General features: G+C 69.1%; 4 protein-coding genes and 1 tRNA gene. 1 reads left to right on the plus strand and 4 read right to left on the minus strand.

All coding sequences use genetic code 11. From position 1 onward, the window contains the following. Positions 1-1,154: 1,154 nt before the first annotated feature. Positions 1,155-1,781: a hypothetical protein gene (locus tag E1281_RS36805; RefSeq protein WP_131884324.1), complete on the plus strand. Its 627-nt coding sequence runs from the start codon at positions 1,155-1,157 to the stop codon at positions 1,779-1,781. 115 nt (positions 1,782-1,896) lie between these two features. On the opposite strand, the gene E1281_RS36810 is transcribed toward E1281_RS36805, so the two are convergent. The 4 genes from E1281_RS36810 to E1281_RS36825 all read right to left on the minus strand — a co-directional run bounded on the left by E1281_RS36810 (position 1,897) and on the right by E1281_RS36825 (position 5,503). Further along, complete coding sequence (locus tag E1281_RS36810; RefSeq protein ID WP_131884325.1) at positions 1,897-3,567, minus strand: serine/threonine-protein kinase; 1,671 nt, start codon at positions 3,565-3,567, stop codon at positions 1,897-1,899. A gap of 372 nt (positions 3,568-3,939) precedes the next feature. Beyond that, complete coding sequence (locus E1281_RS36815) at positions 3,940-4,197, minus strand: hypothetical protein (RefSeq protein ID WP_131884326.1); 258 nt, start codon at positions 4,195-4,197, stop codon at positions 3,940-3,942. A 512-nt stretch (positions 4,198-4,709) separates the two neighbouring features. Then, on the minus strand, positions 4,710-5,114 hold the full coding sequence (locus E1281_RS36820; protein WP_207943725.1) for a VOC family protein: 405 nt from the start codon (positions 5,112-5,114) through the stop codon (positions 4,710-4,712). 315 nt (positions 5,115-5,429) lie between these two features. After that, a tRNA-Pro gene (locus E1281_RS36825) sits at positions 5,430-5,503 on the minus strand. Positions 5,504-5,642 lie beyond the last annotated feature (139 nt).

Here is a 5,642-nt window from a genome sequence, read left to right on the forward strand (position 1 = left end):
GCTGACTCGCCGCCGAAAACGAAGCGTCGGTTGGGTCGCGGAGCGACCCAACCGACCTCACGAAAGATCGAGGCTACCGCCTGACGGCCGCCGCGGGATCGTGCCGCGCATTGCGCGGGCCGGTGTGGAGTCGGGCTGGAGAAGTGGATCTCTTGGGCCTGGGATGTCGCACTCCGTGCTCTGCGATTTTCGTCATTCGGAAAGAGTCGCGGCGTCGGTGTTCGATCACTCGTGGGCACATCCGCGTGCGGCGGGGCGGGGTTTGGCGGTCGAAGTATGTCTGCCAGGCCGCATGCGGTGGCGCGTTCAAGGGGCTTCGGGGAAACCGCAGGACCCGTGAGCCGGCGCCGACTCGCAGAGAGCTTGCGAAGGAGAGTCGAGCACACCCGGCCGGGCGCCGTGCCCCTGGACGGCATCGTCGGCGCTACGACGGTGACCGGCGTGGCGTCCCTGCCGCCGGCTTGTCATCCGAGGGCGCCGGGAAGAAGCTCTCGTCGGCACGAGGCATCAGCGTGGCGGGCGAGCGGGCAGCCCTGGAGACCCTCATCGCCGGAGGGCACAGATCGACTCCCGTATCACGATGGCCCTCACCCGGCTGTGCCGGCTCACGCCAAGGGAGCCGGCCGTCTCCGCCTCACCGTCCCCTTCGCTCCTCGGCGCGGCCTGACTCGCTCACAGGACGCCTTTTCGAGACAGAGTCGGCGTCCGGTCCGTAAGGTGAAAATACCCTGAACACTGACAGAAGGTCGTCCTGTTTCGGTATCACGCTGGGTAGCGGCGACAGATCCGGGCAGCGGGTGACGATCACCAGACCGGCGGCTTTGAAATCGCCCTTGGGAGAACCAGTGACCGTTCGTGATCAGTCTTGACTATCCACTGCCCGGAAGCGCATTGTATTTCGGCATAAGCGTGGCGGAAATCACTTCGAACGACGAGGGGTTCAACATGGAACGTTGCATCGCGGCCGAGGAGCCGCTTGAGCACATGCGGTCGTGGTCTCGTCCGGCCGGGGAGAGGGATTGACCCGCGCGCACCCGCCGGGCCGCCGCCGTCGCCCCAGCCACAGCCGCGGGGGACGCCTCTCCCGATTCGCCCGACACGCCCGGCATCCGTCGAAGAACTCCTGGCCGCTTGAACGCAGACCGCTCATCGCCATGAGCGTGGTGACCGTCGTGGGCGTCGCCTCCATGCTCTGGGCCATGCCGGAGCGCGGTGCCGAGGGCCCCCAGTCGACGGCCCTCGTCCCGTCCGCGAAACCCTCCTCCCCGCCCCTGGACGGGGCGGCCGGACACGCACCGAGAAAGGCGCCGACGAGCGCTTCCCCCTCCGTACCCGAGACCCACCGGCCCACCTGGAAGCCACCGGCCGTGAAGGCGCCTGACCACGTGCAGATGGCGGCGGTCGAACTGACCAGCCCGGGCTACGGCGATCTGATCGATGAGGACCGCGACTTCCCGGTCGCGGGCACGGTCCGCGGTCTCGGCGACGCCGATCTGCGCATCTTCATCTACGCCGAGGAGCGCCGCAGGCTCTACCTGGCCGACTACGGCCCGGAGGACATCAACGGGGACGGCGGTTGGAGCATCACCTCCACCGGTATCGGGTACGAATTCGGAGACGACGGCGACGCCTACCAGGTGCAGGTCGTTCGCGCCGACAACACGTGCCGGAAGCGGCTGAGCGGCCTGGACCTCGGCGACGACCATTATCCGGAGTTCTCCGCCCTGCCGGCCGGCTGCCAGGTCCGCGCCCAGGTGCGGGTCATCGAGGGGGAAGAGTGAGCGGCCCAGAGGCGTCCGGCGCCCGGGCCGCATCGGGCGCGCGTGCAACCGGCCGGACCTGACGAACACGCGTAGGAGCCCGTGTTCGCCGTGGCCGGCCGACCTCGCTTTGCGTTCAGAGCAGCGCCTCGCAGACCCAATGGACCTCGTAGAAGGGACCAGGGTCGGGACGCTGTCTGGCGCGGATCCTGTCGAAGCGCGGGTGGTGCCACTGGCAGGACGCTTGCAGGTCGATGGGGTGCAGGTCGCCCCCGGAGTCCTCACACCACCATTTGCGCCCGCCTTCGGTGAACAGGGACGTCTCCCTGTACCCGAGATCCACGCAGTAGGGCGTCAAGCGGTCCAGACCGCCGACCTCGCGCCATTGCTTGGCGGGGCGGTCCGTGACCCTGGGCTTCGTGCTCGGTTTGTCGTTGCTCTTGAGCGGGCTGGGCGACCTGCCCGGCGACTTTCTCGGCGACGTGCTCGGCGACTTCCTCGGCGACCTGCTCGGTGTCGGCGAAGTCGACCCCGGACTCGGTGTGGCGGCCGGCGACCAGGCCGCCACGGGCGGTCCTGAGGGCCGGTCGTGGCCGGAATCGCGGTTGAGGGTGTAGACCGCCGCGCTCGTCGTCCCCAGCATGACCAGCGCGGTCACCCCGGCGGCGAGACCGGCCTTGGCCCACTTCCGGCGCCCTGGCGAACGCGGCGGAACCGCGCCCGACGGCCCGCCGGGCGGCGTGCGCACCGGAGAGACCGGAGGAACGGCACCGGGCGGGGCCGGAGGCACGGTGGTGTTGGTCGCGGGCGGGTGGACGGCGCTGGACATCGGCGGGGGTACGGCGCTGGACATCGGCGGGTGTACGGCGCTGGGCGGGATCGGCGGAGCGGCCGCCGAACGGACCGGTCCGGGGCGCCACTCGTTGTGGATGAGGTCGATGGCCGTCTCGTCCGTAGCCTGTTCACCCACGAGCTGGATGAGGAGGTCCTCGGCGGTCGGCCGGCGAGCCGGGATCGGATGGAGGGCGGCCTGGACCATCGGCAGGAGGCCCTGCGGCACGGCCGACAGGTCGTACCTGGCCTGTTGCGCGCGGGCGGCGAGAACGGGCAGCGTCCCGGTGCCGAACGGGTTGCGCCCGGTGGCCGCGTACGCGACGAGCGTCCCCCACGCGAAGACGTCGCCGGCGGTGCCGACCTGTCCCTCGAACGCCTGCTCGGGAGCGATGTATCCGGGGCTGCCGATGACGGCGCCCCTCAGCGTGTGGTGGTCCTCGGAGTCCAGGGCCCGCGCGATGCCGAAGTCGATCACGCGGGGCCCGTCGACGGCGAGCAGCACGTTGCGCGGCTTGAGGTCGCGGTGCACCAGCCGGACGGAGTGGATCGCGGTCAGGGCTGTCGCCACCCCCACCGCGAGACTGCGCAGCGCGCCGGGCGGGAAACGGCCGTGCGTCCGGACGTAGTCGGTGAGAGAAGGTCCGTCGATGTACTCGGTGACCATGTAAGGAAGCCCGTCGGCCAGGCCGTGGTCCAGCACCCGTGCCGTGCAGAAGGACGCGACACGCCGGGCACTGGCTATCTCGGCGTCGAACCGCGTGCGGAACGCCGGGTCGCGGGCCAGATCGCGGCGGATCACCTTGACGGCGACCTTGCGCCCGGAGGGGGCCAGCCCCAGATAGACCACCCCCATGCCGCCCTCACCGAGCCGGTTGAGGAGCCGGTGGGTGCCGACGGACGCGGGGTCGCCTGATTCGAGCGGGCGCACGCTGGCGCCGACGACGGACCAGCCATGGGAGTTCTGTGGGGTCATCAATCCGGTTGTCCTGTGACGGGTGTCAGCGGCGGTCGGGGGAAAGCGGCGCGGCCGGGGGCGGCCCGCGGCTATTCGGGTGGATTCCCACCCCGGTGGATCGGTGGGCAAGGCGCCTATTCATATCTCGCAGCTCCTCGCTCACCGCGGAACCAGGGCTTCGCCTTTTCCGCGGGGTGGCAGGTCGGGGTCTGCACTGTGGAACCACCATCGCCTCCGGCTCTAACGACCTACCTCCACCCATGTCGGAACCGCCGCTCCAGGACTCGTGCTTTCACGAACCCACGGAGCACACGATGTTCATGCACTCGTTGACCTTGCACTTGCCGGAAATATCGTCAGATGCAGAACGGCGGGAAGGCGCGGTTCACCTCACCTGGCCGTACCAGCAGATCGCTTCGTAGGGTCGACGTCGTTCGGTCGGGACAGATGGGATGCGAGCGGTCCGCAGGACCGCCCACTGCGTCGCCAGCGCTTCTTCATCGCCGACCGCTTGGCCTGCTTGCGCGTCAGGCCCGACTCGCGGGAGCTGAACGTAGGTGTAGGGATCCTTTCTGCCGCTTCCACCTCGGCGACCTCCCAGGACTTGATGCCCGTCCCTTGGATCCGATCGAACAGCTCCTTGTTCATGGAGATCTCCTTTCATGGGAGATCCCTATTCAGGGATCTTGTTTGTTGGGTCCTTGCGCTCACGTGTACGGGCGTGGGCGATGAGAAGTTCAACGCCGCCATCTCGCAGACGCCCACGGGTGCTGTGGGCGGACAGGACACCTGGCGGTGGTCGTCAGACCAAGGATCTGAGTGGGCGGGGGACGTCAGCCGCGCCCTGGCCCGACGATCACGACGGACACCGGTGAGCGACCGGCATCGGACCGCGCGCAGCCGATGGGCGGTCCACCGCGGCGGTGTCGCCGATGCCCGGCCGACACCGCGCTGAACGGCATCGGGGACGCCTTGTGGCTCCGATTCCCAGGCGTCCAGGTGGTGCCATTGGCGGCGGGACTACACACCGGCATGCCCATCACCGGCCGCCCGGCAAGGGTCCGCGTCGGCGGCCGGGCCGTCCATGACGGCGTTCTCGAAGACCCCGTGCCCCGAGGCCGACACCTTGAGGCGGAACCGATCGCCGGCACAGCCCCTGATCAACGACCGGCAGACGGGGTGGCCAGCATCACCGGATGGCCGTCCGGGTCGGCCACATAGGCGATGCGCTCGCCCCAGGGGGTGCCGGACGGCTCGACGAGAACAGGATGGCCCAGAGCGCGCAGTTCCTCGATGGACGCGTCGACGTCATCGCAGTAGACGCACAACTCGAAGTAGCGGCCCGAGATCGGTCGTTGAGGCAGGCCGTGGATCCCTGCGCCGCCTTCCGGCACGCCGCCCAGTCCCAGACCCGAGCCATCGCCCAGCTGCAGCGCGACGAACGTCGCAGTCCCTTCGTCCTCGAATCGGTAGGTTTCCCGGAAACCAAGTGCATCGCGGTAGAACGCGAGCGAGCGTTGCAGGTCGTCACAGGCCAGCATCGGAAACGCCGATCGGAATCCCATGAGGCGACGATAGGAGCTTCGTGGCAACTCCGCGCGCTTCCGGGGCCGGTCAGTGAAGGATGACGTAGCCCAGGTGGGCGCCGCGGCCCTCGACTCCGAGGACGCCGGTGTTCAGAATGACCACGCCCGCGTCCGCCACGCCGCCGATGCCCTCGCCCGGGGCGCCTGCCCAGCCGTCACCATTGACGTTCCGAAGTCACCGGCCGTCCCCGGGTGCAGCGGTGCCTTCAGCACTTACGCCGCCCCTTCGACCTTGAAGATCGAAAAAGGGCTCCGGAACGATCTCCGAAGCCCCTCTGAGCTGGTATTCCCGTGTCGGGACGGCGGGATTTGAACCCACGACCCCTTGACCCCCAGTCAAGTGCGCTACCAAACTGCGCCACGTCCCGGTGCCCGCTGGAGCGGGCCTGATTACTGTAGCGCAGTCGGCGGGGTCGTGCGTACACGGTTATGGGGCCGTGGATCTCTGGTAGGCAAGGCGGATGGTGTCTTTGCGGGCGGGGCTGGCCGGGCTGGTCTGCCTGGGGC

Origin of the sequence: Actinomadura sp. KC345 (assembly GCF_004348515.1) — a bacterium.
Classification (GTDB): Bacteria; Actinomycetota; Actinomycetes; order Streptosporangiales; family Streptosporangiaceae; genus Spirillospora.